The 24,882-nt window shown below is 60.9% G+C and carries 21 protein-coding genes; 11 read left to right on the top strand and 10 right to left on the bottom strand.

Annotation, left to right across the window (positions count from 1 at the left end; translation table 11 throughout):
- The 4 genes from recB (at window position 1) to C2U40_RS26265 (ending at window position 7,490) form a co-directional block, all read left to right on the top strand.
- Window positions 1-3,597, top strand: a complete 3,597-nt coding sequence (gene recB, locus C2U40_RS20600) for an exodeoxyribonuclease V subunit beta (RefSeq protein ID WP_103828002.1) — start codon at window positions 1-3, stop codon at window positions 3,595-3,597.
- On the top strand, window positions 3,594-5,648 hold the full coding sequence (gene recD, locus C2U40_RS20595) for an exodeoxyribonuclease V subunit alpha (RefSeq protein WP_103828003.1): 2,055 nt from the start codon (window positions 3,594-3,596) through the stop codon (window positions 5,646-5,648). The genes recB and recD overlap by 4 nt, the downstream gene beginning before the upstream one ends.
- A gap of 88 nt (window positions 5,649-5,736) precedes the next feature.
- The gene (locus C2U40_RS20590) at window positions 5,737-6,489 is read left to right on the top strand and encodes a hypothetical protein (protein ID WP_104467497.1); all 753 of its coding nucleotides are present in this window, start codon (window positions 5,737-5,739) and stop codon (window positions 6,487-6,489) included.
- Window positions 6,490-6,839: 350 nt separating this feature from the next.
- Window positions 6,840-7,490 carry a hypothetical protein gene (locus C2U40_RS26265; protein ID WP_146054374.1) on the top strand — a complete coding sequence of 217 codons (651 nt, stop codon included), beginning with the start codon at window positions 6,840-6,842 and terminating at the stop codon, window positions 7,488-7,490.
- Between the two features lie 100 nt (window positions 7,491-7,590).
- On the opposite strand, the gene C2U40_RS20585 is transcribed toward C2U40_RS26265, so the two are convergent.
- Window positions 7,591-7,989, bottom strand: a complete 399-nt coding sequence (locus C2U40_RS20585; RefSeq protein ID WP_103828005.1) for a VOC family protein — start codon at window positions 7,987-7,989, stop codon at window positions 7,591-7,593.
- A gap of 75 nt (window positions 7,990-8,064) precedes the next feature.
- On the opposite strand from C2U40_RS20585, the gene C2U40_RS20580 reads away from it, so the two are divergent.
- From C2U40_RS20580 to C2U40_RS20570, 3 genes are all read left to right on the top strand, one after another.
- The gene (locus C2U40_RS20580) at window positions 8,065-8,985 is read left to right on the top strand and encodes a helix-turn-helix transcriptional regulator (protein ID WP_181014822.1); all 921 of its coding nucleotides are present in this window, start codon (window positions 8,065-8,067) and stop codon (window positions 8,983-8,985) included.
- A 189-nt stretch (window positions 8,986-9,174) separates the two neighbouring features.
- Complete coding sequence (locus C2U40_RS20575; protein WP_103828006.1) at window positions 9,175-10,176, top strand: sensor domain-containing diguanylate cyclase; 1,002 nt, start codon at window positions 9,175-9,177, stop codon at window positions 10,174-10,176.
- Window positions 10,177-10,337: 161 nt separating this feature from the next.
- Complete coding sequence (locus C2U40_RS20570; RefSeq protein ID WP_011707651.1) at window positions 10,338-10,757, top strand: hypothetical protein; 420 nt, start codon at window positions 10,338-10,340, stop codon at window positions 10,755-10,757.
- A gap of 62 nt (window positions 10,758-10,819) precedes the next feature.
- On the opposite strand, the gene C2U40_RS20565 is transcribed toward C2U40_RS20570, so the two are convergent.
- The 3 genes from C2U40_RS20565 to C2U40_RS20555 all read right to left on the bottom strand — a co-directional run bounded on the left by C2U40_RS20565 (window position 10,820) and on the right by C2U40_RS20555 (window position 13,935).
- The gene (locus C2U40_RS20565; protein WP_103828007.1) at window positions 10,820-12,814 is read right to left on the bottom strand and encodes a methyl-accepting chemotaxis protein; all 1,995 of its coding nucleotides are present in this window, start codon (window positions 12,812-12,814) and stop codon (window positions 10,820-10,822) included.
- A 224-nt stretch (window positions 12,815-13,038) separates the two neighbouring features.
- Entirely contained in the window at window positions 13,039-13,389 is a 351-nt protein-coding gene (locus tag C2U40_RS20560) for a hypothetical protein (RefSeq protein WP_011707650.1), read from the bottom strand.
- Between the two features lie 219 nt (window positions 13,390-13,608).
- On the bottom strand, window positions 13,609-13,935 hold the full coding sequence (locus C2U40_RS20555) for a hypothetical protein (RefSeq protein WP_011707649.1): 327 nt from the start codon (window positions 13,933-13,935) through the stop codon (window positions 13,609-13,611).
- 442 nt (window positions 13,936-14,377) lie between these two features.
- Between C2U40_RS20555 and C2U40_RS20545 the strand changes: the two genes are divergently transcribed.
- From C2U40_RS20545 to C2U40_RS20535, 3 genes are all read left to right on the top strand, one after another.
- A complete protein-coding gene (locus tag C2U40_RS20545) occupies window positions 14,378-15,100 on the top strand; it encodes a response regulator (RefSeq protein WP_011707648.1) in 723 nt (240 codons plus the stop codon).
- Between the two features lie 4 nt (window positions 15,101-15,104).
- Window positions 15,105-16,496, top strand: a complete 1,392-nt coding sequence (locus C2U40_RS20540; RefSeq protein WP_017410798.1) for an ATP-binding protein — start codon at window positions 15,105-15,107, stop codon at window positions 16,494-16,496.
- A gap of 103 nt (window positions 16,497-16,599) precedes the next feature.
- Window positions 16,600-18,087, top strand: a complete 1,488-nt coding sequence (locus C2U40_RS20535; protein ID WP_103828009.1) for a transporter substrate-binding domain-containing diguanylate cyclase — start codon at window positions 16,600-16,602, stop codon at window positions 18,085-18,087.
- 34 nt (window positions 18,088-18,121) lie between these two features.
- On the opposite strand, the gene C2U40_RS20530 is transcribed toward C2U40_RS20535, so the two are convergent.
- From C2U40_RS20530 to C2U40_RS20515, 4 genes are all read right to left on the bottom strand, one after another.
- Window positions 18,122-20,068 (bottom strand): ligand-gated channel protein, encoded by a 1,947-nt coding sequence (locus C2U40_RS20530; protein ID WP_103828010.1) that lies wholly within the window; start codon window positions 20,066-20,068, stop codon window positions 18,122-18,124.
- A gap of 408 nt (window positions 20,069-20,476) precedes the next feature.
- Entirely contained in the window at window positions 20,477-20,689 is a 213-nt protein-coding gene (gene cspE, locus C2U40_RS20525; RefSeq protein ID WP_011707644.1) for a transcription antiterminator/RNA stability regulator CspE, read from the bottom strand.
- 399 nt (window positions 20,690-21,088) lie between these two features.
- Window positions 21,089-21,373: a DUF3811 domain-containing protein gene (locus tag C2U40_RS20520; protein WP_024946369.1), complete on the bottom strand. Its 285-nt coding sequence runs from the start codon at window positions 21,371-21,373 to the stop codon at window positions 21,089-21,091.
- Between the two features lie 148 nt (window positions 21,374-21,521).
- Window positions 21,522-22,400, bottom strand: coding sequence for a cation diffusion facilitator family transporter (locus tag C2U40_RS20515; RefSeq protein WP_029305195.1), 879 nt, complete (start codon window positions 22,398-22,400; stop codon window positions 21,522-21,524).
- Window positions 22,401-22,850: 450 nt separating this feature from the next.
- On the opposite strand from C2U40_RS20515, the gene C2U40_RS26845 reads away from it, so the two are divergent.
- Window positions 22,851-22,976, top strand: a complete 126-nt coding sequence (locus C2U40_RS26845) for a hypothetical protein (protein ID WP_257721615.1) — start codon at window positions 22,851-22,853, stop codon at window positions 22,974-22,976.
- An 80-nt stretch (window positions 22,977-23,056) separates the two neighbouring features.
- On the opposite strand, the gene C2U40_RS20505 is transcribed toward C2U40_RS26845, so the two are convergent.
- Complete coding sequence (locus C2U40_RS20505) at window positions 23,057-23,815, bottom strand: substrate-binding periplasmic protein (RefSeq protein ID WP_103828011.1); 759 nt, start codon at window positions 23,813-23,815, stop codon at window positions 23,057-23,059.
- Window positions 23,816-23,982: 167 nt separating this feature from the next.
- Window positions 23,983-24,561 carry a single-stranded DNA-binding protein gene (locus tag C2U40_RS20500; RefSeq protein ID WP_011707639.1) on the bottom strand — a complete coding sequence of 193 codons (579 nt, stop codon included), beginning with the start codon at window positions 24,559-24,561 and terminating at the stop codon, window positions 23,983-23,985.
- Window positions 24,562-24,882: the final 321 nt, after the last annotated feature.

The raw sequence follows: 24,882 nt of genomic DNA, 5'->3' as shown, positions 1-24,882 counted from the left end.
ATGGCTAACTCGCTCAATACATTACGTTTTCCCCTCCATGGTGAACGACTGATCGAGGCCTCTGCCGGCACCGGCAAGACCTACACCATCGCCGGGCTCTACCTGCGTCTGCTGCTGGGCCACGGCCCGCTCATTGAAGAGGGGGAAGACGCCGGTCAACCCAGCGCCCACGAGCGGCCGCTCTCGGTGACCGAGATCCTGGTGGTGACCTTTACCGAGGCGGCCACCGCCGAGCTGCGCGGGCGGATCCGCGCCCGCATTCACGAGGCGCGCCTCGCCTTTATGCGCGGTGAGAGCAAGGACGCCCTGCTGAGCCAGCTGCTGGCGGAGGTGGAGGATCACGAGCTGGCGGCCCGCCGCCTGCTGGCCGCCGAGCGCCAGATGGACGAGGCGGCGGTATTCACCATCCACGGCTTCTGCCAGCGGATGCTGAAACAGAACGCCTTCGAGTCGGGCGCTCTCTTTGAAACCGAATTTCTCACCGACGACAGCCAGCTCAGGCTGCAGGCGGTGAGCGACTACTGGCGATCCGAGTTCTATCCAGTGGACAAGCCCCTCGCCAGCGCGGTGCGTGCGCTCTGGCCGAGCCCCGCCGCCCTGCTGCGGGAGATGGGTAGCTGGCTCGACAACAGCGAGCTGGAGATGCGCCCACCGGCGGGGGACGAAACCCTGGCCGCCCGCCATCAGGCGGCCATGGCCCGCATTGAGGCGGTGAAGCGCGAATGGCTGGCGCAAGGGGACGAGATCCGCCGCCAGACCGACGGCCAGATCAGCCGTTACACCGGCAAGAATTACGAAGGCTGGCTTGCCAAGATAGCCGACTGGGCGCAGGACGAGCACAGCGGCTACGCCATTCCCAAGGAGCTGGAGCGCTTCGGCCAGACGGTGCTGGAGGAGAACCTCAAGAAGGGGGGCGCAGTGCCGACCCTACCGCTCTTTAGCCAGATCGACCAGTTGCTGGCGAGCCGCCCCGGCATTCGGGATCTGATCCTGCAACGGGCGGCGGTGGTGGTGCGCAGCCGGATGCAGGCCAGCAAGCGCCAAGCCCATCAGCTCTCGTTCGATGACCTGCTCAAAGACCTCGACGGGGCGCTCGGCTCCGGCCTTGGCGAGCGGCTGTGCGAGCGCATTCGCGCCACCTACCGGGTGGCGATGATCGATGAATTTCAGGATACCGACCCCCAGCAGTACCGCATCTTCCACCGTCTTTACGGTGGCCACACCGACACGGCGCTGCTGATGATCGGTGACCCCAAGCAGGCCATCTACGGCTTTCGCGGCGCCGACATCTTTACCTACATTCAGGCGCGGCGAAATGTGAGCGCCCACTACACCCTCGGGCGTAACTGGCGCTCCAGAAGGGCGCTGGTGGGGGCGGTCAACGGCCTGTTCGAGCGGGCCAAAGACCCTTTTATCTACGAGGCGGATATCCCCTTCCTGCCGGTGGAGGCGCAGGGCAAGAGTAAGGCGCTGCAGCTGGATGGCGACGCCGCTCCCGTGCTCCACTGCTGGCAGCTGAGCGGCCAGCCCACCTTCAACAAGGGGGATTATCAGATCCGAACGGCTCGCGCCACGGCGGTGGAGATCCACCGCCTGCTGACCCTGGCCCGCGCGGGCAAGGCGCAGATTGGCGACAAGGCGGTGAAAGCGGGGGATATCGCCGTGCTGGTGCGCACCGGCGCCGAGGGCAAGCTGGTGCAGCAGGAGCTGGCGCGACTCGCCATCGCCTCCGTCTACCTGTCGAATCGCGAGAGCGTGCTGGCGCAGGTGGAGGCGCGGGAAATTTTGCTCATTCTGCACGCCTGCCAGAACCCGGGTGAGGAACGCAGCCTGCGGGCGGCGCTCGCCACCGGGCTGTTCGATCTGGACGCCAAGGCGCTCGACGAGCTCGCCAGTGACGAGCGGGCGTGGGAGAGCGCGGTGCAGGAGTTTATGGAGTACCGCAAGATCTGGCACAAGCGCGGCGTGCTGGCCATGCTGCGCGCCCTGCTGCACCGGCGCAATCTTGCCTCCTCCCTGCTGGCGAGCCCGAATGGCGAGCGGCGGCTGACCAATTTCCTCCACCTCGGCGAGCTGCTGCAACAGGTGAGCTGCGAGCTGGACGGCGAATATGCCCTGCTGCGCTGGCTGGGGGAGGCAGCGAGCCGCCCCGACGGCCAGGATGCTGAGCAGGTACTGCGGCTGGAATCCGAGCGCAAGCTGGTGCAGATCGTCACCATCCACAAATCCAAGGGGTTGGAGTACCCGCTGGTGTTCCTGCCCTTTATCTGCAGCCACCGCGCTGCCGATACTCCGCTGTTCCACGAAGCGGACGGCGCGGGCAATCGCACCGTGCTCGATCTGACCGGTGCCGAAGCGTCCCTGGCGGAGGCCGACCGCGAGCGGCTTGCCGAAGATTTGCGGCTGCTCTACGTGGCGCTGACCCGGGGCGTCTACGCCACCTGGCTGGGGCTGGCACCGGTTCGCTCCGGCAATGGCAAGTCGGAGAAGACCGACCTGCACCAGACCGCCATCGGCTACCTGCTGCAAAAGGGCGAGGAGGGGGATGCCGCGACGTTGGCGACCGCTCTGACCGAGCTGGCGCAGGCGCTGCCCGGAGTGGCCGTCGGTGAGCCCTCGCTCACCCGCCCGGCCCCCATGGCGGCGGAGGAGGAGCAACTGGGCGAGCCGCAGGTGCGCCGCTTTACCGGCACCCTTGAGCGGGACTGGTGGATCAGCTCCTACTCCGGGCTGGCGGCGCAGGGGCACGGCCACAGCAAGGGGGTCTTGGCCAATCCCGGCTTCGATGTGGAGGTCGTTGCCGAGGCGGCTGTTGTACACGAAGAGGACGAGCTACAACCCTCCATCTTCACCTTCCCGAAGGGCGCGCGCCCCGGCACCTTGCTGCACAGCCTGTTCGAGACCATCGATTTTCAAAGCGCCGGCGGCGAGCCGCTGGCGGAGCACATCGCCACCCTGCTGACGCAGGATGGCTTCGACGAAAGCTGGGCGCCCGTACTGCAACAGCAGGTGGAGGCGGTGCTGAATACCCCGCTGGAAACGGGCTTTGGCGAGCCGGTGCGGCTGCGGGATCTGGCCCCCGAGCGCAAGCAGGTGGAGCTGGAGTTCTTCCTGCCCATGGGGCGGGTGACGGCACCGGCGCTGACCGCGCTCTGCCAGCAGCACGACCCGCTGTCGCGGGGCAACAAGCCGCTCAGCTTTGCCACCGTGCAGGGGATGCTCAAGGGCTTTATCGACCTGGTGTTCGAGTGGCAGGGGCGCTGGTATCTGCTCGACTACAAATCCAACCACCTCGGTATGAGCCCCGCCGATTACAGCCGTCCGGCGCTGGAGCAGGCGATGGCCGAGCACCGCTACGACCTGCAATACCAGCTCTACTCGCTGGCGCTGCACCGTCTGCTGGCCCTGCGCCTGCCGGGCTACGACTTCGAGCAGCACTTTGGCGGGGTCTTCTATCTGTTCCTGCGCGGCATGCCGCAGGGGGGGATTTTCCATACCCGCCCCAGCCGTGAGCTGGTGCTGGGGCTGGATCGGTTGTTTGGCGAGGGGGCGGCGCCCGCCCTCGCCGGGGTATCGGATAACGGGGTAGAAGCATGAACGGCACCATGATGATTGAACGGCTCAAGGCTTTGGCGCTGGCCGGCCGCATTCGCCAGCTGGATCTGCAATTTGCCAAACTGGTGGCCGATCTTGGCGGCAGCCCCGAGCTGGTGCTGGGGGCTGCGCTCACCTGCTTCGAGCTGGGGCGCGGCCATGTCTGTCTGCCGCTGGAGATGCTGGCACATTCCGGTAACGAAAAGGGATCCTTGCGCCCGTTCGGGCTGGATCCCCAGCAGAGCCGGGATCTGCTGGCCGATCTGGCGGATCCTGCCCGCTGGCCCGCCTTGTTTGCAGCCAGTCCCCTGGTTGGCACCGAGCAGGATGAGGGGCTCGCTCCGCGCTGGCCGCTGCGGCTCTGGCATGGGCGGCTCTACCTCACCCGCTACCACGACTTTGAGCTGGGGGTGGCTCGCCACCTGCGCGCCTTGAGTGAACGCGCCGAATGGCCGGAGATTGCCCCCGCCCTGTCGCGGCTGTTTGCCCGCGACTACGGCCTGGTGTTCGCGGCGCTGCTCAAGGCCCGCCTCGCCCCTGACTTCTCGGCCCGCCACTTTACCCTGAAGTACCTGGATCTGGTGTTCCCGAACGAGGTGGATTGGCCCGCCATCGAGGCGCTGCTGGCCAGCGCCCAGGCGGCGAGCGACTTGAGCAAGCTGGATGCGCTGGTGCCCGAGGCGCTCTGCTGCAATGGCCAGAAGCTGGCGGCGGCCACCGCGGCGGCACGCCCCTTTGCGGTGATTTCAGGTGGCCCCGGCACCGGCAAGACCACCACGGTTGCCAAACTGCTCGCCATTCTGGTGGAGACCGGTCTGCAGGCAGGCAAGGCCCCGGCGATCCGGCTGGTGGCCCCCACCGGCAAGGCGGCGGCGCGCCTCACCGAGAGTATCGGCTCTGCCCTGCAGGCCCTGGATCTGCCCCCCGAATGGGTGGAAGCCATCCCCACCGAGGCGGGCACCCTGCACCGGCTGCTCGGGGTCATTCCGGGGCGCAGCCAGTTCCGCCACCACGCTGGCAACCCGCTGCACCTCGACCTGCTGGTGGTGGATGAGGCCTCCATGGTCGACCTGCCGATGATGGCGCGGCTGCTCGACGCGCTGCCAAGCCACGCCCGCCTGATCCTGCTTGGCGACAAGGATCAGCTCGCCTCGGTGGAGGCGGGGGCCGTGCTCGGCGATATCTGCAGCTTTATCGAACAGGGCATCAGCCCGGCGCAGGCGGACTGGCTCTCCCGCCAGACCGGCTACCGGCTGCAGGGCTCGCCCGCGGGGGCACCGGTGCGCGACAGCCTCTGTTTGCTGGCCAAGAGCTGGCGCTTTGATCAGCATTCGGGCATCGGCCAGCTGGCGCGCGCCTGCAACAGCGGCGATGCCACGGCGGTGGAGGCTGTCTGGGGCGCAGGATTCGCCGATATCAGCCTGCACCCCTGGGCCGGTGAGGCCTACGACGCCCTGATTGCCCAGGGGGTGGCCGGTTACGGCAGCTATCTGAAGGCGGCCCGCGCGGGGGAAGATCCCGCCGCCGTGTTCAAGGCATTCAACGGCTTCCAGATCCTCTGCGCCCTGCGTGATGGCCCGTTCGGGGTGCTGGGGCTTAATGAACGGCTCGAATTGGCCCTGTCACGGGCTGGCCTGATTGCCCGCGACGGCGACTGGTATGCCGGTCGCCCGGTGATGGTGGTGCGCAACGACCACGGGGTCGGCCTCTACAACGGCGATATGGGGCTCTGCCTGCCCGATGAAAGTGGCCGTTTGAAGGTATGGTTTGAGCAGCCGGACGGCACCCTGCGGGCGCTTTTGCCCAGCCGCTTGCCGCCCCACGAGACTGTCTACGCCATGACCATCCACAAATCCCAGGGATCGGAGTTTGCCCATACCGTGCTGGTGCTGCCCGACAGCTCCAGCCCGCTGTTGACCCGCGAACTGGTCTATACCGGCATCACCCGCGCCAAAGCTCGCCTCGATCTCTACGGCGATCGCGCCCTGCTGGCACAGGCCGTGCGGAAAAAGACCGAGCGTTATTCCGGATTGGCGGAGAGGTTGGGGGAGTGATTGATTGGATGGCGGTAAGGGATTTACCGCCATGAGAAAAGAAGTTTACTACTTATTATCACGAATCAATTCTGATTAGAGGTTATTGATGAAGGATTTACTTAAGTCATTGAAAGATAATGCAACATCTAGACTAAACAATCCTATTATCGGCGCGTTCGTCTTGTCTTGGATGTTTTTGAATATAAATGGAGTGGCTAGGTTTATATTGGAAAGTAACCAAGGGAAGCTTGACATTATAAAGAGCAAAAGTTGGGGGTTTACAGATGATCTGTTAATCCCATTTTCAGTATCTGTTGGATATTTAGTAATACTTCCTATTTTAAATACGCTCTACAGCTTTATACATGACAATTGCATTGATCAAGTTAGAGACAGAAATAGCAATAAAGCACAAAAAGATGCCTTTATTAGAAGAAAGGAGACCGTATGCGCAAAAATTGAGTCGACAGATGAATATGTTGTTAAGTTAAAAGACAAGGAACTGGAGCTATGGGCAGAGCAAAAGCTAGAGCTCATTCGCGAAATAATAAACCTGAAGGGGAAATATTCTAAGTTGCTTTCTGACTTCGAACTTAAATCAAAAGAGTTCCGTGCAGAGAACAATAAATTAAGTCTTTCCATTGTACAACTGGAGCATTTAAATAAGCGTTTGTCAGCACAGGATTCAGAGCAAAAAGATTATATTGGACGATTTGCTAATAATCTAGACAAGGCATTGAATTCACTTGAAAATAGAGTGGTAAGCAATGAGAAACTTGATGAGATAGAAAAAATTAGAAATGAAATATCCGATATTAGAAATAAATTTTATGTATGGGATGATGAGATTCCATTCTGATTATTTCATGGTTTGTAGTTTATCTCGTAGGTTGGTGCTTCGCGTTGCGAAGCCCAACGTTTACCGCGTCATCTCTTTTTTCCTCCCCCTCATCCCCGACCCTTCTCCCGCAAGGGGAGAAGGGAGATTTGGTTCCGTCGCTTCACACGCTATTGCCAACGCCATATCCCTGATGCTGGATGATCCCCTCTCCCTCCGGGAGAGGGCTAGGGTGAGGGGAGCAGGTTGACACAATGCTCATTTCGTAAAATCGGGTAGGGTGCAATGAACGAAGTGAATTGCACCGCTCATATTTATCATGCAAAATTGTCAAATGCTGTTCTTTTTTTAATGATAAATCAGGCAGTAAAATGACAATTTATAGTTTTGAAAACGAGCGGCGCAAAGCAAAGTTGCTTGGTGCTAGTGTTATATTCTTGTCTTTTATATGGCTGGCAAACATATTATTTCAATGGGTTTTGTCAGATAAGACAGTGATTGCTGAGTCGGTTCCAGAGTTGCTCACCTATATTACTATTAGTGCGCTGTTTGGGTTGGTTTGTGCGATATTCACTGCTTTTCGATGTCCCAGTCGCGACGCATTAAAACATATCACAAAAGCCTTTGGTTATTGTTTTTTTATGATGTTTATATCGTCATGGAGTGGCTATGATATGTACGTCTATTTTTATCCAGATAAAACTATTAGTTATGACACGGAATATAAAGTGGTTCACCCCGGACCATCCAAAGGTAAAAGCGGGCATTGTGAGGCTGGCTTAAAGATAAAAGATAAGCATACTGGGTATTGGTTCAATATTTGTTACAGTAATAATAAACTTGGAAAGGAACGGATTGGGGATTATGGTGTGGTGTGGGTGAAAACACGGGTCAATGAGGCTGGGTCATACCTAGAGAGCTACAAGGTATATCCAGAAAAATCTTATTTTTCTATCCCCTCACTTCCAGCGTCTCTCCTGCAAGAAAATAAGAGATCAATCTCGTTACCGCTCCCCAATTAAGCTTCGCTAATCGAACCTACCTGGCTGGCGATCATATCCCCGATGCAGTTTTATCCCCTCTCCCGTTGGAAGAGGGCAGGGTGAGGGGAGATCTCAGGGATTAGATGGTCAGCTCCAGCCGGTTGCCTTCCGGGTCGAGGAAGGTGCTTTCGTAATAGCCGTCGCCGGTCCAGCGGGGGCCGTCCAGGTGTTTCACCTCGGCGCCCTTGAGCAGCTTGAGGCGAGCGGTCATCTTGTCCACCTCCTCCACGCTGCCGAGGGAGAAGGCGAGATGGGCCAGTCCCTGCAACGGGTGTGGCAGATGCAGATCCGTCGGAAACAGGATGGGGGTGTGCATCAGCTCCAGGCTGGCGCCCCCCTTGAAGCGCACGAAGTAGGAGCTGAACTGCTTGCTCGGGTTGTGATAGCGCTCATTGGCCTGCCCGCCAAACAGGGTGCAGTAGAATGCCTTGAGCGCCTCCAGATCCTGCGCCCAGATGGCGACGTGGTTGATATGCATGGCTGGTCTCCTGTGACTTGATGCCCTTAATGCTATGCTGGGGCCTGTCCCTTCGACATGGCTGAGCCCGTCCTGATGATGTCTGAAACTGCCAACACCGATCTTGTCGATGTCTCCCCCGACTGCCGCGAGCAGATCTGTTGTGACAGCCTGCTGCCGGCCCTCGCACAGGAGCGGGTGTGGCTGGCGGGCTATTCCCGCCTCAAGACCCGCTACCGCATCGCGCGCCGCTTTGCCGATGTGCACTGTTTTCTGCTGACCCTGGGCGGCGAGGGGGAGGTGCAGGTGGGTGATCGCCGCGAGCGGTTGCAGGTCGGCGAGTGGGCGCTGATCCCGGCCGGGGAGCCGCTCTGCTATCAACTTAGTGAGCAGCTTAGTGAGCAGGTGAACGAGCCGTTGGATCAGCCGTTGAACGAGACGGGCGAGTGGGAGCTGGTATGGCTGCTGCTGCACAAGGATTCCCCCTGGGATGCCTTCGCCAGCCACCCCCGGCTTGGTTGCACCTCCCAGCAGGCCACCGTGCTGCGCACGCTCGAGAACCTCTATGCGGAGCAGGAACGTCATCAGGACCCGCTGCTCAGCGCCCTGCTGGTTGAGCAGCTCGGCTTTTACCTGCGCCGGCTGCTGCAGAAGGGGGAGGGGCAACGGCGTGGCGAGCGGCTGGCGCTGCGCCTCGAATTGCTGCTCAAAGAGGCGCTGACCGAGCCGTGGGACATAGCGCGCATGGCCGGCGCCCTGCACCTCTCCGAGCGCCAGCTCTACCGGCTCTGCCAGCAGCACTTCGCGCTGGCGCCCATGGCGCTGCTGCAACGGCTGCGGCTGCAGCGGGCGGCACTTTTGCTGGCCAGCCGGGCCGACTCGGTGAAGCTGCTGGCCGAGCAGTGCGGCTTCAAGAACGAGTACCACTTCTCCACCGCCTTCAAACGCCAGCACGGCCTGGCGCCCAGCCACTATCGCAGCCTGCATCATCCCGCCTTTAAAACCGGACAAGGGTGAAATATTGAGCCACACTGGTTGCTACTGTTATTCAGACGAACCCGATGGCGGCCGATAACCGGAACAAGCGGTGGCGGTTTTCATCGATCAACGGATAGCGGGCTGTGCAGCCGTCTGCCGCTGTCATTTCTCAACATCAGGCTGGAATGCCCCGCATCCTGCGGGGCGGCAAGACAAGGATGGTCTCCCATGCTGCAGGACAGCGACACGATCAGGATCTCGGATGTCAGCGAGGCCGTGATACACGGCATTCTGGCGGTGGTGAGCGACGGGATCTGGGACTGGAATGCCAACACCGGCTTCGTCTATCGCAACCCGGGCTGGTATCAGATGTTGGGTTACGAGCCTCACTCCCTTGGCAACAACGTCTTCACCTGGGAGAGCGTGATCCACCCCGACGACATGGATCGGGTGATGGCCAGCTTCGATGCCTACCTGAGCGGCGCCGCCCCCGACTACCGGGTCGAGTATCGTTGCCGCAGTCGCGCTGGCGACTATATCTGGATTGAGGATTGCGGCCGCGTCATCGCCCGCAACCCGGATGGGTCGGTGGCCCGGATGATCGGCGCCCATCGCAACATCCACGCCCAGAAGCTGCTGCTGGAGCAGCTGGAGCGGCGCAATCACACCCTGGAGCAACAGATTGCCGAGCGCACCGCCGAGCTGGTGCGGCTCAACGAGGCGTTGCAGCAGAAGGCGGAGGAGAACCGCCAGCTGGCGGAGACCGACGCCCTGACCGGTGCCGCCAGCCGCTACCGGCTGGAGCGGGCCATCCGCCAGGAGTGCGAGCGGGCCAAGCGCTTTCATCAGCCCTTCTCCGTCATCGCCATGGACGTGGATGACTTCAAGCAGATCAATGACAACCACGGCCACCACGCCGGGGATCAGACCCTGATCAACATAGTGGCGCTGGTGCGCAGCCATATCCGTGAAATCGACCTGATTGCCCGCTGGGGCGGCGACGAGTTCATGGTGGTGCTGCCCAATACCGGCCGGCTTGATGGCCGGCTGGTGGCCGACAAGCTGCGGGAGCTGCTGGTGCAGTCGCGGGTCTGCCAGCACTTCGATATCACCATGAGCTTCGGGCTGGCCGAGTACCAGCCGGACGAGCCCATGAGCCAGCTGATGGTGCGGGTGGATCGGGCCCTCTACCAGGCCAAGCTGACGGGTAAGAACCAGATCTGCGAGTAGTCCGCCCATAGCCGGCGTCGATGGTCCGGCGAGCTCGTTGTCATGTCGGATTATTCTGGTTATCCCCCCCCCGAATGCGTCTTGACCGCACCCTCATCTTGACTCCGTACGAGTACGCTGGTCTGATGCGCGCTCTTTAATCCCCCGCGAGACATGAAACGATGAAAAAGAGCATCCTGGTTGCCCTGACTGCACTGCCCCTGATGGCCAACGCCGGTCTGATGGATTCCCTGACCGACACAGTGACCAGCAGCGTGACCAGCACTGCCAAAGAGATGGCCGGCTCCGCCATGGACAGCGCCTCCAATGAAGCGATCAAGAAGGCGCTGGACATCAAGGAAGGCGGTTCCAACAAGCAGGCCATCAAGGACAAGCTGGGCGCACCGGCCAGCACCAAGACCGAAGCTGGTCTGGAAGTGTGGACCTATGACCTGGGCGCCCTGAACAAGGTTTCTCCCATGCTGGCAGAGACCTCCAAGACCCTGTTCAAGGATGCCGAAGCCGCTCAGAAGAACGTGCTCATCAAGTTCGAAGGCGAGACCGTCAAGACCCTGAACCTGGTCGACAAGACCAAGGCTTGAGTCTGAACGACGTGCATGAAAAAAGGGGCCCGCGGGCCCCTTTTTGCTGCCTGATGCGGCCATCAAACCTTGAAGCGATGTACCAGCGCCAGCAACTGGCGATTGGAGCTGAGCAGCGCCGCTGCACTCTGTTCGGTGTGCTGGCCGTTTTCCAGCAGCAGGTTGAGCATGTCGCGAATGCTCACCATGTTGCGGTTGATCTCCTCGGTTACCCGGCTCTGCTCCTCGGCGGCGGTGGCGATCTGGCTGCTGAGGTCGTGGATCCGCACCACTGAGTCGGCCATGTTGTCGAGCCCCCCCGTCACCTGGCCCGTGGTATCCGCTGCCGCCTGACAGCTGCGCTTGGTATGTTCCATGGCGACCACGGCTTCGGCGACGCCCTGGGTGAGGCGTGACAGCATGCTGCCCACCTCGGCCGTGCTGTTCTGGGTGCGCGCGGCCAGGGCGCGCACCTCGTCGGCGACCACTGCGAACCCGCGTCCCTGTTCACCGGCCCGCGCCGCCTCGATGGCGGCATTAAGCGCCAGCAGGTTGGTCTGGGCGGCGATGCCGCCGATCACCCCGAGTACGCTGCCGATCTGCTGGGCATCTTCCTGCATCTCCAGCACCTTGGCGGCCGCCAGATCCACCTCGTCGATCAGGGCCACCACGCTGGCGGAAGCCGATCCCACCACGGTGCGTGAATTGGCGGCCTGGCCGTTGGCGGCTTCGGTGAAGCTGGCCGAATCGCTGGCGTGTTGCGCCACGCTGTCGGCGGTGGAGCTGAGTTCGGTGAGTGCGGTGACTACCTGCTCCGTTTCGGCGGCGTGTTCGTTCAGGATCCGTCTGGCCTGGCCGGTCTGCTGATCGAGGCGTGCCAGCTCCTGGGTGATGAGGTCGGTGGCGTCCGTCACCTGTACCATCATCTGCTGCAGATAGGCGATGAAGCGGTTCACCGACAGGGCGATGTGATCCAGCTCATCGTGCCCCTTCACCTGAATGCGGGCGGTCAGGTCGGCATCACCGGCACTGAGGGCATCAATATTCTGCTTGAGGGTCTGCAGCCGGTTGCCGAGTTGACTGACGGCGAGCAACATCAGCCCGAACAGCAGTCCTACCAGTGGCAGCTGGATAGAGGCCAGGGTGGTGAGCACGTCCCTGCTGTCTTGTGTCAGCAGGCTGGTTGGCAGGGCAGTCGCCAGCAACCAGGGCGTCCCCTCGATGGCTTGCAGCAGCAGGGTCTGCTCCTCCCCCTGATCCTGGAAAGTGGTGCGCAACTGCGCCTGGCTGCGGGCTTGACCGAGCAGGCCGGCAATGGCGCTGGCGAAGGGATAATCGGCGTGAGCGGAGAGATTGCCCAGCACCACATCACCGTTCAGGCGGGCGTTTCGGCTCAGGATCTTGCCGTCAGCCTCGACGATCATCACCTGGCCACCGATCTCCTGCTCCTTGCTGGCCACCAGATCGTTGAAGAAGCCCAGGGTCACGTCTATGGTCGACACCCCGTAGAGGGCTCCATTGCGGTAGATCCCCATGGCGCAGTTGGTTCTCGGCTGCTGGCTGGCGCCGTCCTTGTAGGCGGCGGCCCAGGCACACATGCCTTGAGGGGCTTGCTGTCCCGCCTTATGCCAGGGTTGTTCGAAGTAGTTGGGGGCCTCAGCCGAGTTCCAGTAGGTGTTGGGGATCAGCTTGTTGGCCGCATCCCTGTGATAGAAGGTGCTGAACTTGGCGCGACCGGCTTCCCGCTGATCCGGCAGTGGCCAGATGCCGCCGCCAAACACCATGGCATTGCCGTATTGGTCGATCAGTGCTGGTAGCAGGGCATCGATCTGTTCGCTCGGCAGCTGGGCGACCAGCTGGGTGATGCTGCGGGACTGGCTCTGCACCCCGTTGAGCTGATCGCGGATGTCGGTGGCGATCTCGCTGACCCGCAGTGCCACGTTCTGTTCACCGGCCTTCTGCAGCGCCGGTTTGATCCAGAGCTGGATGCCAAATACCGTCAGGGCACACACCAGCGCCATGAATCCCACAAAAACGGCGCTATAGCGCCCCTTGATTGTCCCCAGACTCCACCCCATAACGACTCCTGTCTTTTGTTGGTTCGCCGATGCGCGACCTTGTTATGCGAGGCGCCATTATTAGCTATTTCGAACATAAAACGTTTGTTATCGCTCACAGAACCCGGAGCAGGGACGAAGAGAGTGAGGGATGTTGGAGTGGATTTCGGCGGGCAACCACCCGAGCGGGAGGGCGGAACGAAAAAAGGGTGGCCGAGGCCACCCTGTTTCGGGTCGAAGTGCGTTTACTGATGCGCTTCGGCGAACTGCTTCATCGCTTCGGCGTGCTTGGTCATGCCGTCGGCACGCAGGCTCAGGTTTTTTACGAATTCAGCCTTCTTGGCCGGGTCTTCGATCTTGTCGTAACGCTGCTGCAGGTGAGTCTGGATCTGCTCCGGCGTCATGTTTTGCATGCGGGCCATCTTGTCGTGGCGGCCGCCATGGTGCTTGCCGCCCATCATGCCGCTGCCATCCATCGGGCAGTCGGTCATCATGCCGGGCTGGGCGGTGGTGACGGCTTCGCTGGCGGCATAGGCGCCGAGCGGCAGGCCAAGGATCAGGGTGGCGGTCAGCAGGGTCTTGGTCAGTTTTTTCATGGTCTATCTCCTTGCGGATTGAGTTCGGGGTCGGCTTGCTCGCCTTGACCCTAAGTAAACACCAGACTGGTGTCTGAACTTTGCCAGTTGAAGCCTATTTTGTAGCAGAGTGTGACACGGTGACGCTGTACAGGGCTTGACCGGGTGCATGCCGGACGGGAAATAAAAATACCCCGTCAGCGTCGTCCGCTGGCGGGGTATTTTTAGGCTGGGGCCGGCTTAGCGCTGGCGACCGCTGCCGACGCTGTAGGGCATGCGATAGCTGCTGCTCTCGCCGTCCAGGCTGAGGGTCAGGTCACCCTGGGCCCGCATCGGCAGACGCACCTGCTGCATCCCCTGCAACTCGGCAGGCACCCGCTTGAGCACGTCGCCGGTGGCGTTGCGGATCACCAGGGTGGGGTGCGCCTCATTGCTGCTGACGGCATCGTGCCAGTTGACGAACAGCAGGCCGGGGGCGGCACTGACGTCGGCGGGCAGGGCGGCCTGGGCCAGGCCGGTGTGGGCCAGGCCAGCCAGCATTAACAGAGTCAGGCTCTTGTTGATCATGATATTGGTCTCCTTGGTATGACTCGCCGCAAGATGGCGGCAGAAAAGTCAGGGTGCGCAGCCGCCACCTGGCGGCCGCACATCATGACGAAGGGGGTTCGGTCGCACCCTTGGCGTCGCAGCGGCCGGGGGCCCTGTCGGCGGGGGATGTCTGCTTATGGTCCGGGGGGCTCGCCGGTTGGGGTGAGCTGCCGCTCGCCTTTCTGGCAAGGGCTTCGCTGGCGGCAAAGGCCAGCAGCAAGGGGGTGGTGAGGGCCAGCATGGCCTGTCTACTCCTGCAACCGATGGGATGGCCACAGTAAACAGCCGGCTTGTGTCTCAACTTTGCCGAACGGGCGCTTTTTTGTAGCAGAGTGTGGCATCTTGCTGATCTGGCACACTTTGACACAAACCACCCGGCAGATTTTCGTATACTCGTGCCAGCTCTAACAGGAGAGGCCTCATGAACCAAAGCAGCACCCACATTCTGGTGGTCGACGATCACAGCGAGATCCGCGATCTGCTGAAGCGTTTTCTGGAGCAGCACGGCCTGCGGGTCAGTTGTGCCCGGGATGGCAAGGAGATGAAGCGGCTGCTGGAGGAGCGGGAGTTCGATCTGCTGGTGCTGGATCTGATGATGCCGGGAGAAGACGGCCTGACCCTTTGCCGTGAGCTGCGGGCCAAGTCCAGCCTGCCGATCATCATGCTCACCGCCATGGGGGAGGAGACCGACCGCATCATAGGGCTGGAGATGGGGGCCGACGACTACCTCGCCAAGCCGTTCAATCCGCGCGAGCTGCTGGCCCGCATCAAGGCGGTGATGCGTCGCACCCAAGTCGAGCCGCAGCCGGCGGCCGAAACCTTGACCCGGGATCTGCGCTTCGATCGCTGGCTGCTCGACATCAACCGGCGCGAGCTGGTGGATGAGGAAGGGGTGGGCCTGAGCCTCTCCACCGCCGAATTCGACCTGCTGCGGGTCTTTCTGGAGCGGCCGCAGCGGGTGCTGAGCCGGGATCAACTGCTGGATCTGGCTCGTGGCCGCGAGGCAGTGGCGTTCGACCGGGCCATCGACACCCTGGTGAGCCGGCTGCGGCGCAAGCTGGAGCGGGATCCCAAGAATCCGGAGCTGATCAAGACCATCTGGGGCGGCGGTTACCTGTTCGCCGCCGATGTGACCCAGGTATAAGGCCGTGGGGATCCTCAAGCGTGGCTGGTCGAAACTGTGGCCCAAGGGGCTGACCGGCCAGATCATCCTGGTGGCGCTGGCCGGGCTGGTGTTGATCCAGCTGCTCAGCATCCAGATCTACCGTTCGGATCGGGAGGAGGCGCTCGGCTACATCAACAGCCGCAACGCCATGCAGCGTATCGTCTCCGTGGTGCGGCTGCTGGCCCTCTCGCCCCCCTCCCTCTATGACGAGATCATCAAGGCCAGCCGCAGCGAGACCCTGCTGCTGCGCATCGCTGACGAGCCGCTGCAACCGGACAACCGCAGCCCCCGCTTCGAGCAGCTGGTGCGCTCCCGGCTGGGCTACCCCTCGACCCTGATGGTGGAGATCAGCGCCGAGCTCAAGCAGGATGCCCAGCGCAGCCGCGCCTGGCAGCACCACAGCCGGATGATGAAGGATCGCAAGGGGATGCCGCCACCGCAGGACATGCGGCTGTACGGATCCATCCAGTTGCCGCGCGGTGGCTGGCTGCAGTTCAGCTCGCTGGTGGACAAGGAGTCGGCCAGCTGGTCCTGGCAGACCACCCTCAACCTGATGCTGGTGGCGAGCCTGGTGATCGGCCTGATGATCTGGTTGTTCCGCCGCGCCACCCTGCCGCTCAAGCAGCTGGCCGCCAACGCGGACCGGCTCGGCCGTGGCGAGGACATAGAGCCGCTGCGGGAAGAGGGGCCGACCGAGGTGCGCGAATCCATCCAGGCCTTCAACCGCATGCACACCCGGCTCGATCGTTTCGTGCAGGACCGCACCCGGATGCTGGCGGCCATCTCCCACGATCTGCGCACCCCCATCACCAGCCTGCGGCTGCGCACCGAGTTTCTGGACGAGGGGGAGGACAAGGAGCGGATCCAGCAGACCCTGCAGCAGATGGAGCAGATGCTGGCGGCGACCCTCAGCTTTGCCCGGGAGGAGGGGCAGCAGGAGGCGACCCGGGAGCTGGATCTGGTCAGCCTGCTGGAGAGCCTGTGCGATGACTATGCCGACACCGGCCAGCCGGTTACCTGCCTGGCCGAGGGCAAGCAGGTCTATGCCTGCCGCGCCAATACCCTGCGCCGGGTGCTGCAAAACCTCATCGGCAACGCCATCAAGTACGCCGGCAGCGCTGAAGTGTCGCTGGAGCGCACCGACAGCGAGCTGGTGATCCGGGTCTGCGATCAAGGGCCCGGCATCGATCCGGCCAGGCTGGAGGACGTGTTCAAGCCATTCGTGCGACTCGACGAGGCCCGCAACACCGAATCCGGCAGCGTGGGGCTGGGGCTCTCCATCGCCCGCACCCTGGTGCACCAGCACGGCGGCGAACTGACCCTGCACAACCGGGAACAGGGCGGACTGGAAGCGCGCATCAGCCTGCCGCTGTAAGAGCGGTGGGAGCACGGCGGGGAGGATGGCGACCAGCCGCCTCCCCGTTTTTTATCTTGCACTTATCTGACTGAAATCACGCCTATTTCATACTCGCTCATGCTTGTTCTTCTATGCTGAAGGTGGCGATAATCGATGGCCGCACAGACGGCCAAACAGCAAGGTTGGTGCAGGGATGGCGGGCGATTCTGGTTTTCGGTGGCGAGTCTGGTGCGGGGTGTGGTTGTTGCTCTTGGCACAGGCGTGGCCCGTGTTGGCGAATACGCCCCTCAAGCCGCTCATCGTGACCAACTCCAAGGCCTGGCAGCCCTTCTCCTACCTCAATGAAGAGGGGGAGCCCGATGGCCTGCTGATCGATCTGTGGCGCGAATATGGCAGGGTCACCGGTCGTCCGATCCAGTTCAAGCTGGTGGACTGGCAGGCCTCGCTGGACCTGGTTCGCAACGGCCAGGCCGATGTCCATGGCGGCCTGCTCTGGTCGCCGGAGCGCAATCTGGTCTACGACTACGGTCAGGCCCTCTCCCATGTCGACTCCCAGCTCTTCTTCGCCAACTCCCTGCGCGGTTCGGACGTGAACTACTACCTGCTGCACGAGAGCGTGGGGGTGGTGACGGGGGGCTACGAGGAGTACTACGCCCGCAAGCACTTCCCCACCACGCGCCTGCGCACCTTCGATGACAACGACGCCATGCTGCGGGCGGCCTTCAGCGGCGAGCTGGATGCCTTCATCGCCGATCTGCAGGTGGCCAACTTCTACATCTACACCTCGGCGGATCCCACCCGCTTCATCCCGGTGCGCCACCTCTACAGCGACGAGATCCGCTTCGCCGTCGCCAAGGGCAACCAGGCGTTGCAGCAGGAGCTGGAGCAGGGCTTCTCCCGCATCGGCGAGGCGGATCGGGAACGGATCGTCCGCAAGTGGATGCACATCGAGACCGTCTACCCGGTCCATCTCTGGCCCTGGCTGCTGGCCATCGGCGGCCTGGTGCTGATGGCCTACATCATCCAGTTGCGGCGGGCGGTGGCGAGCCGCACCGCGGAGCTTATCCAGGCCAACGCCAGGCTGGAGCGCCTTGCCGGCACCGACTCCATGACCGGCATCCTCAACCGGCGCGCCTTTTTGCCACTGCTGGAGCAGCGGCTGGCCAGCGGTCAGGCCTCGGCCCTGCTGCTGTTCGATCTCGATCGCTTCAAGGGGATCAACGATCACTTCGGTCACGGGGTCGGGGACGAGGTATTGTCGGCCATGGTGGCGCAGGTACAGCGGGTGCTGCCCGCCAGCGCCCTGTTTGCCCGCATCGGCGGGGAGGAGTTTTGCATCAGCCTGCTGGTGGCGGACATGGCGACGCTGCAGCAGTGGGCCGCCAGGATCGGGCGGGAGGTCAATAGCCACAAGTTGCCAACCAGTGCCGGAGCGCTCGGCATCTCCATCAGCACGGGGGCTGTGTGGGTGCCGGCAGGGGGCGGGGCGGAAGGTCGACGGGTGTTGTTGCAGGCGGATCAGCTGATGTATGGCGCCAAATCGCAGGGGCGCAACACCTGGCAGGCGGCAAGCTACGTGAAAGAGGCGGCTGGCGAGGGGGGGAAATAAAAAACCGCCGCCCAGAGCGGGCGGCGGCCTGACATCAGAAGTTGTAGGTCATGCCCAGGGTGTAGCGACGACCATCCAGCACGGTACCGAAGCTGGTGTAATCCACTGTCTTGTCGAACAGGTTGTAGACACCGGCGGTGACATCCAGGTGTTCGTTGGCCTTGTAGACCAGACCGGTGTCGAAGAAGGTGTAGGAGGGGGTGCCCTCGGCCATCTTGACCCGGCTCAGGTAATCGGAGGTCTTGCTGCGGAAGTTGACCCGTGACCAGAGGCTGACGGTCTCGGTAGTCTGCCAGTCGACCGTGGTGTTGAACATGTGGCGCGGCATCTGGTTCAGCGGCTTGCCTTCCATCGCCCCACTCTTCTGCTCGGACTGGGTGAAGGTGTAGCTGGAGGCCAGCGACCAGGCATTGTTGATGGTCCAGTTGGCCGTGCCTTCCACCCCGCGCATGTTCGCCTTGTCGACGTTGATGCGATCGCTGATGAAGTCATAGGTGTGACCGTTCAGGGTGCAGGAGGGGTCGTTCTTGCTGGTGCAGCGGCGGATCTCGGAGATCTTGTCCTCGAAGTCGGTATTGAACAGGGTCAGCCCTGTGTTCAAGCCTTGCTGACCATCCCACAGCAGGGCGATCTCCTGGCTCACGCTGGTTTCTGGTTTCAGTTCCGGGCTGCCGACCAGCATGCCGTCCTGAGTGCCACCGCCGGTAGCCTGGCCCCAGTTGGCGGCCGACATGCGCAGATCCGGTGAACGATAGCCGGTGGAGACGCCCCCTTTCAGCGTCCAGGACTCGGCCAGGTGCCAAACCCCGTACAGACGCGGGCTCCAGTGGGTGCCGTAGTTCTGGTCCTGATCCATCCGCACGCCACCGGTCAGGGCGAAGGTGTCGGTCAGTGACCACTCATCTTCCACGAACATGGCCCAGCTCCAGCGGGTCAGCTGATTGGCGCGGTTGGCCACGTTGAGCTGGTTGCCCTGATCCTGCAGATCCTCGTAGCGGTACTGGCCGCCCACGCTCAGATAGTGAGCCCCCAGTTCAAACTGGGTGTGGGTATCGGCGATGGTGTTGATGAGTTTCATCTGACGGCCGGGGTTGGTGTTCTCTTCCCGCTGCAGGTAGCTGGTGGAGGAGCCGAAGTCATAGCGGCCGTCGTGGGTGATGGCGAAGTTGGTGCGCTCGTAGGTGCTCAGGCTGGTTTTTGACTTGGCCGAGAGTGATTCACCCGGCGTGCGGTTGCGATCCTGCAGACCGCGACTGGCCTCGAAATCGAAGCGGTTGTGCTCGTCCGGGGTCAGGCTGAAGACGGCCGTACCGCTGCGCATCTCCTGCTCGGCGAAACCGTTCTGGAACTGATCCTCGCCACGGTGGGAGAGCTGGCCGTTCACCCGCATCCCCAGCAGTCCATCCACCAGGGCGCCGGCGGTATAGGCGTTGGTCTGGAAGATGTCGCCGGACTCCTTGTTCTCCTGGAAGGTCGAGTCGGCATGCAGCGAGCCCTGCCAGGCCGTCATGCTGGCGGTTTTGCGGGTGATGACGTTGATGACGCCGCCCATGGCGTCAGAGCCGTAGCGGGAGGACATAGGGCCACGCACCACTTCGATCCGCTCGATCGCCTGCAGCGGCGGCAGCCAGCCCTGCTCGATGCCGGGGCCGTCGCTGTTGGGACGGGTGCCACGGCTGTCGACCCGTTTGCCGTCGACCAGCATCAGCGTGTACTTGGAGCCCATGCCACGAATGCTGATATCGCTGCTGCTGCCACCGCCGGTGATCACCACCCCAGGCACATCCTTCAGGGCGTCGGTCACGTCGCGATAGGCGCGTTTCTCCAATTGCTCGCGGGTCACCACCGAGATGGAGGCGGCGGTATCCTCGATCTTCTGCTGGAAGCCGGAGGCGGTCACGACCATGACCTCCTGCTCGGCGGCATAAGCGTGTGATGCGAGGGCGGCGAGAATGAGCGTGGTCAGCTTGTTGCGGTGCATTGTTATCATGTTGGCCTGAACTCTTTTAGTAAGAAGATGCATTCATCCTTTGGGTGAATCGATGGGGCGGTCTCATCGCATCCCGCGTGAAACCAGGACCAGAAAAGGTTCAATTGGATAATCACCAAGTCGGTCGGCAGGCATTGTAGTGATCGCTGGATGATGTGTAAATGATAATTAATCTCATTAATGTTGTGCGGTTATCCTCTCACCAGCAGATACGGGATGAGGAGCATGTGTGGCGCGGTGAGAGGAAGCGGGGGCGGGACAGTGAGAAGGCTGAGAGGGTCGGCAGAGGGGGAATGGCAAATAGCAGACAATAAAAAACCCGCCGAAGCGGGTTTTTTCAATTCTTGCAGCGGATCGTACCAGCCGGCATGAGCAGGCGGACCGGATCCCCGGCTTGAATTACAGAGCTACTACGTTAGCAGCAGCCGGGCCTTTCTGGCCTTGCTCGATGGTGAACTCAACGCGCTGACCTTCGTCCAGGGTTTTGAAGCCCGGGGTCTGGATGGCGGAGAAGTGAACGAACACGTCTTTGCTGCCGTCGGTCGGGGAGATGAAGCCAAAACCTTTCTCGGCGTTGAAGAACTTGACGGTACCAGTCATTTTGTTGGACATGATAATTTCCTTAAATAGTGTTTAAAGTGCCAAATGGCAATCTATGATTTTTCGTCAGCAATACGTATGGGGAGCACTAAAGAAGGAGAATTATTTGATAAGAAGAATCATGGATAATTCTTATACTAATCGCTGCTTTACTAAAATGACTGCCTAACATAACCAGGTCTGAACTACCGAACCATCGCAAAAGATTAAAACATGCCCATTTTCTTAAAGCAAATTTTATCTCGCTGCGAGTGGTCGGATATCGACGCAGCCACTCCCGGTGTGGGTGTCTGCAGCGCAGGATCCTGCGGCGTTGCAGGTCGCTGGACGCACCATGGCAGAGGGCGGTTTTCCGCCATGGTGCGAGTTGGCTGGCTGATGTAGGCGGCGCTTGAGGGAGAGGATTGGCCGTCAGCGTTTGCTGCGAAACTTGTTGCTGACGGAGTCCACCCAGCTGAATGTCTCTGGCAACACCTGCTTGCTGGCTCTCTCCTTGGCCTTTTCCCGTGCCAGTTTGGCGGCCACTTTGGCGGCGGCAGCACGGTCTGCGACTATCTTGAGTCTACCTTCCTCGCGGATGCGGTTGCGCTCGGCATTGCTCAGTTGATGATCTGCATTGGCCTGTGCTTTTTGGAGCAGCAGGGTGATCTCGGCCTTTTCGGCGTCGGTGAGGTCCTTCATTTCCAACTTTTTCACGGCGTGCTCCTGATGGCGGGAATAGTCCACCCTACCACACCTGCCGGCCGTTTATTGCACAATCGATGCCGTTTTCGAATACCGCTCCACCGGATGGTCGTTGTCGAAGGGAATGGCCCATCGCATCCCCCCGCACGGCTCATCGCCGTTACCCATGCCCGCTCGGTTCAACATGGATCAGCACGACGGCGTGGGGGAGGTGTCGCATGATGCCCTGCTCTATCCGATCGCAGATGGCGTGGGAGTGCTCTATGCTCATCTCTTTTGGCAAGGTCAGGTGAAAGTCGATGTGACGACGGCGTCCGGCCTGACGGCTGCGCAGATCATGAAAGCCGCCATGCTCCGGGCAGCACTCCTCGATCACTTTGGTGGTGATGGCCAGCTCTTCCTCGTTCATGCTGTGGTCCAGCAGGGGTTGGAAGGCCTGCTTCAGCATGGCGATCGCCTCCTTGAGGATGAACAGGGCGACACAGATGGCAACAATGGGGTCAAGCAGATAGAGGTTGTAGCCCAGTCTGGCGGCAATCCAGATACCGAGCAGGCCGACGGCGACCCCGAGCGAGGTCAGTACGTCAGCCTTCAGATGCAGTGCATCGGCGGCCAGGGCCACGGACTCTTCCTCCTTGGCCACCCGGTAGAGGTAGGCGGAGACACCGCTGTTGACCAGTGCCGAGAACAACATGACCAGCACACCGAGACCCACCCCCTCGATCGGGGTTGGCGTGATCAATTTGCCGACGGCTTCGAATATTATCCAGCCGGCTGCCAGCAGGATCAGCAGCGCTTCGATCACGCCGGAGACATTTTCAATTTTGTCATGACCATAGGGGTGGCGTTGGTCGGGGGGAATATCCGATTTGCGTACGGCCACCAGCGCGATCAACGCTGCCACCAGGTCCATGGCCGAGTGAATGGCCTCGGAAATAATACTGACGGATCCGCTCAGTATGCCGGCAAATATCTTCATGATAATCAAGGTGATATTGGAGCAAACTGAGACCAAGGCCGCTCTGGTTTTTCTGGTCATGGGACGTCCTTATTCTCGCTGGAATATTTTCACAAATAGGGATGGATAATATCAGCTTGTCCAGAGTGGTGCTGCTTTGGGTTGTAACTTTTTGTTTCTGACGATAGTGAGAATGCTTATCTAAATTATCTCTCATTATTTAAAAATAATTCATTTTGGTTTTCAGTGGTTTATTTCATGCCGCCATGAAATAAATCTGTGTGGCGTTATTTTATAAGGAATATATCGCCTCTCCGGCCGTTCATTCCCCGCCCGGATCGGGTCAGCGGAAGCCGGTGAACACCTGCTGCCACTGGGTGATGGGATGAGGGTGGATTCTTGCGCAAGATTAGGGGTATGCTGGACTGAGTGCGATCGCAGGATCGTCACTGAAAGCGTACTGTAGTCTACGATTCGGATGGCATGCTGGAACCTGGGTTCCAACTGTCTGGGTAACATTTTTGGAGTTTGATGATGAGTAACAAAGAACATCACAACGGCAAAGATGCCAAGAAAAAACCGCAGATGTCACTGAAAGAGAAGCGCGAAGCCAAACGTCAGAAAGCAGATCTGAAAAATGGCGGCGCGATGAAGTAACGCTCCCCATGCTGTAGTTCCTTTGGAGCCAGTAACAAAAAGCCAGCCTTTTCGGGCTGGCTTTTATGTTTTCAGGAGGCTCAGGGAGTGGCCCCGTAGCGGGTAAATATTTGCTGATAACGGCCATCGGCCCGCATGGCATCGAGCCGGCGATCGAACCAGCGCTGCTGCGCCGCCTGGCGAAAGGCAAAATGGTAGTGAGTCGGCGCAAACAGATCGTATTGCCGGACCCGGCCGGGAGCATAGAGCTCGGCCCCATATTTGCTGTTGGCCAGCTGTGCCAGATAGTAATAGAAAACCCGCTGCTCCAGGATCACCGCATCCACCCGCCCCAGCATCAACCTGTGCACCTGCCCCTGCTGTTTGGCGACCTCCTCGTAACGGGGATTCTGGTCAGCCATGCTGGCAAAGGCACCTCCCAACACCTGACGGGTACGCTGGAAGGCACTCACCCTCAGCGTCTTCATGTCGTCCAGAGTGCTGATGTGGGTTTTGCCGAGGGCGAACACCCGATTGTGGAAGGCGATCACCGGCTGCGACAGGAAGACATCGTGCAACATGCCGGGTTTGACGTTGATGATGGCATCGAGCTTGCCGGACTCCAGCATGCGGAAGGTGCGCTCCAGCGGCAGATATTCGAATTGAGGCTCATAGCCGCTGTCCCGAAAGGCCTCTCTCATCAGGTCGAGCTCGATCCCGCGACCCTCTTCCTCGATCACATAGGGCGGGATGGCGAAGCTGACCCCCACTCGCAATGGCTCGCCGGCCAGCAGCAAGGATGGCAGCAACAGAGTGGCGCAAGCCGCCACGCACAACAAGATTCGATACCAAGACCCCATGCGTTCTCTCTGGCAACTGGATTGCCCCGATCATAATCCCAAGGCGAATGATATGGGGACGTATGGCTGGCAAGACCGGCCAGGAGGCTGGATTGCGCGCCACGTCTGCGTCAATAACAGGCAAAAAAAGGCCCTGCATGAACAGGGCCTCCGGGATCTGACGTTGCTTAGAACGGAATGTCGTCGTCGAAGTCCATCGGTGGCTCATTGTACACCGGCGGTGCAGACTGCGGCTGCTGGGCCGGACGAGCGTAGCCGCCCTGTTGCTGCATGTTCTGCTGCGGAGCCTGGGCAGGACGCGCCTGGTTCATCGGCTGCTGGGACTGCATGCCCTGCTGCTGACCCCAGTTGCCCTGAGACTGGCCACCCATGCCCTGGCCGGCACCGCCTTGCGGGCGGCCACCCAGCATCTGCATCACGCCGCTGAAGCCATCGACCAGCACTTCGGTGGTGTAACGCTCTTGGCCGCTTTGATCCTGCCACTTGCGGGTCTGCAGCTTGCCTTCAACATAGACTTGGGAGCCTTTCTTCAGGTACTCGCCAGCTACTTCAGCCAGCTTGCCCATGAAGACAACGCGGTGCCACTCGGTACGCTCTTTCTGCTCACCGGTCTGCTTGTCGCGCCAGGTGTCGGAGGTGGCCAGGGTGATATTGGTCACGGCACCGCCGCTCGGCATGTAGCGCACTTCCGGGTCTTGCCCCAGGTTACCGATCAGAATGACTTTATTGATGCCTCGACTGGCCATAATCTCTCTTCCACCCTTTATATACCGGCCGAGCCATATGCCCGGGCCAATTCAACATATCGTTTGTTTTCTGTGAGATAGGCGACGCTGCTGGGCGGCCCCGCCACATCATGTGATGACTGTGTCCGGTTCAGCGCGCCAGTTGGCCGTCTCCCCGTTTTCAGATTTTGCCCGCAATAGTAACAGCTGGGGAGAAAGAGCGCACATCTTCCTGACGCGCCATCCCGTGTCCGCCGAACGAAGGATTAACTTACACGAGGCCGACCTTGGCCAGCAAGTGAACAGCAACGGGGAGTCATATCATCGAACGGTCGAGGCGAG

Source organism: Aeromonas sp. ASNIH4 (assembly GCF_002934425.1).
In the GTDB taxonomy this organism is placed as follows: Bacteria; Pseudomonadota; Gammaproteobacteria; order Enterobacterales; family Aeromonadaceae; genus Aeromonas; species Aeromonas hydrophila.
The sequence above is the reverse complement of the archived record's forward strand: the minus strand, read 5'-3'. Positions and strand labels throughout refer to the sequence as shown.